Source organism: Sulfitobacter sp. HI0027, assembly GCF_001634775.1.
In the GTDB taxonomy this organism is placed as follows: Bacteria; Pseudomonadota; Alphaproteobacteria; order Rhodobacterales; family Rhodobacteraceae; genus Sulfitobacter.
In genome coordinates this window covers 1-2976 of the sequence record NZ_LWER01000209.1, presented here as the reverse complement: position 1 = coordinate 2976, position 2976 = coordinate 1, and the positions used below count along the sequence as shown (strand labels likewise).

The 2976-nt window shown below is 58.6% G+C and carries 2 protein-coding genes and 1 pseudogene; 1 reads left to right on the top strand and 2 read right to left on the bottom strand.

What is annotated here, in order from left to right; genetic code table 11:
- On the top strand, positions 1 to 203 hold a 203-nt coding region (locus A3722_RS24825), incomplete at its 5' end, for a hypothetical protein (protein ID WP_236627417.1).
- 86 nt (positions 204 to 289) lie between these two features.
- Here A3722_RS24825 and A3722_RS25320 read toward each other — a convergent pair.
- Positions 290 to 1583 (bottom strand): annotated as a pseudogene (locus tag A3722_RS25320) (IS256 family transposase).
- A 27-nt stretch (positions 1584 to 1610) separates the two neighbouring features.
- Positions 1611 to 2755, bottom strand: a protein-coding gene (locus tag A3722_RS13745; protein ID WP_150120486.1) for an IS3 family transposase whose coding sequence is annotated in 2 segments (ribosomal slippage) — positions 1611 to 2503 and positions 2503 to 2755 — 1146 coding nt in all. Because the reading frame shifts where the segments join, the coding sequence is not laid out codon by codon here.
- Between the last annotated feature and the right edge of the window lie 221 nt (positions 2756 to 2976).

Here is a 2976-nt window from a genome sequence, read left to right as displayed (position 1 = left end):
GTGGAACACACCGTCGGGTAGTCGGCCTTCGTGCTGGAAGCTACCCGCCGAACGATATCATGGTTGAAGTGATCTCGGTTGAACCGCTGTTCTGCACTGCGGGAAAACCCGTCGATCAGCACCACACTAAGGCGGAGACCTGCGGTCTCGATACACAGATCATAATTCGTGGTGAACAGTTTCACCCTTGGCTTTTCTGGTGATCGGCGGGCGAACTTCTTTAAGAACGCGCAGGGGAGTGTCATGAACTTTGTGTATCTGGCCTGGCCCATGCGGGTTTTAGATACAGTCACGCATTGAAGCGATCCTCGAACATTATGGCGAAATGATTGCGGGCCGCAAACCATTCTCGAACATTCCGGCCGCCTTTCTCAAAGTTGCGGATCGCCAAGTAGATCAGCTTCGTTGCAGCGTCTTCGGTCGGGAACGATCCCCGCGTCTTGATCGATTTGCGGATTACACGGTTCAAGCTTTCAATCATTGCCCGGCAGGCGCATGCAAAGCATGCTGCCGAGAGGGGGCGTTGGTGGTGTAGATGATCTTCCGGATGGCAGGATCAAAAGCAAAGAACGGGATCACTTCCTGCCAAGCTCTGCGCCAGGCCGGTGCGATGGAGGCATATTTCCCGGCCCATTTTTCCTTGAAGGCATCCAACTCCAAGCCAGCTTGATCGGCTGTAGGGGCGCTGTAAATCCGCCGCAGATCGGCTGCCACCTCCTTGCGATCTTTCCAAGCACAGAAGTTCAGCGAATGGCGCACGAGATGAACAATGCACGTTTGCACGGCCGTGTCCGGAAAGGCTGCTGTGATGGCATCCGTTGCCCGGCAGTCGAAACGCAGTTTCGATGAGAGGGAGGGAAGCCCTTGAGACCATCTACGACCGCAATCAGGATGTCTTGCAGCCCACGGTTCTTCAGCTCTGTCATCACCGAGAGCCAAAATTTGGCGCCCTCGTTGTCAGCGATCCAAAGACCGAGAACCTCGCGCACGCCATCCCTGCTGACGCCGAGGGCCACGTAGACGGCTTTGTTCTTGACCATGCGGCTATCCACTGCCCGGCAGGGCATTGCGAAGCAATGTCCCGAGAGGGGCGTCGCGGATCTTGACCCGTAGAGCGTCAAAAATGACGATGGGATACATCCGGTCCAGCGCCCGGGACTGCCATTCCCGAACCTCATCCAGCACCGCATCGGTCACGCGGCTGATCAAGTCTGGCGAAACTTGCAGGCCATAGACGTCCTCAAGATGAGCACGGATGTCGCGGACGGTCAGACCGGCGGCGTAAAGCCCGATAATCTTGTCATCCATCCCATCAATGCGGGTCTGCCCCTTCTTCACCAGTTCAGGCTCGAAGCTGCCGTCTACTACCCGGCAGGCGATTGCAAAGCAATCTGCCGAGAGGGCCGGTCCCGCGGCACAGCGATAGGCAGTTCGCAGTCTTGCCCCTTCAATCTCTTGGCAGATGAGCCGTTGCGACGGTTGGCCTGATCAGGCGGGGCATCCTTGCCGTCTTCATAGCCCAGATGTGCCGTCAGCTCAGCACCGAGCATCCGCTCCATCAGCTTGATCTTGAGCTCTTTCATTAGCCCGGCTGACCTGCCACGGAACTCTCATCCAGCTGTGACTTGAGCCCGATTGATGTTTACGCCGATTGGCGCAGGTTGAGCAATCGCCCGACACGCGGAGCTTTCATCTCGCGTATCGGGGCGGGCGATTGCGGTGGTCAGGGTCCGCGCGTAGTCGGCCGGGGTCTGGTAATTCAAGGCCGAATGCGGGCGTTCGGTGTTGTAGCCGGTGGCCCATGCGGGGATCACGACGCGGGCATGTGCCAGGTTGCGGAACATGGTCTCGTTAAGTAGCTCGTCGCGCATCCGCCCGTTAAAGCTTTCGACGAAGCCGTTCTGCATGGGCTTGCCCGGCGCGATGTAGTGCCATTCGATCCGATGCTCGGAACACCAGCGCAGGATCGCGTTACTGGTTAGTTCGGTCCCATTATCGCTGACAATCATGCCAGGCTTTCCGCGCCGCTCGATCAATGCCGTCAGCTCGCGTGCCACACGCCGTCCCGAAATCGAGGTATCCGGGATTGCCGCTAAGCACTCCCGGGTGACATCGTCGACCACGTTGAGCACCCGGAAGCGCTGGCCGCTGGCGAATTGGTCGTGGACGAAATCCAATGACCAACGTGCGTTCGGCCGTGCTTCGACCAAGATTGGCACCCGTGTCCCGACAGCCTTGCGTCGGGCCTTTCGCTTGCGCACCGCCAGCCCTTCCTCGCGGCGCAGCAGCACGAAGAGCCGCCGATAACCGAACCGTCGACGCTCATTGGCCAGATCCCGCAACCGACCGCGTAGAACCGTGTCCGGCGCACGCTTAGCCTGGTAGCGGACCATCTTGCGGTCCGCCCCGGCAATCCGGCACGCCCGCCGTTCCGATAGCCCGAGAAGGGCCTTCAGATGCGCGACCGCCTCGCGCTTCACGGCAGGCGTCACCACTTTTTTGAAACCAGTTCCTTCATTGCAGCCAGATCGAGCATCTGCTCGGCCAGCAGCTTCTTCAGCTTGGCGTTCTCATCCTCAAGCGTCTTCAGCCGCTTGGCCTCAGACACCGTCATGCCGCCGAATTTGGCCTTCCAGTTATAAAAGGTGCCTTCCGACATGCCGTGCTTGCGGCACAAGTCCGCGCATTTTGCGCCTGCTTCGTGCTCGCCAAGGATGCCGATGATCTGTTCGTCCGTGAATCTCGTTCGCTTCATTGTCCGTCCTCAAGTTGGGCCGGACTCTAATCGACGGTGGAGGAAAAATCCCGTGGCAGGTCACGGCATCGCCAAGCAGGTCTTCAGGCCGCTCGCAGCCCTTCAGTAGTTCGTCCAGCAGTTCCTTGGATATGGTCATCGTCCTTGCTCCTCTCAGGAAGCATGGACCAGTTCGCAGTTACACAAAAGATCGGACACTCTCGTTTTAATTCAATTATCGC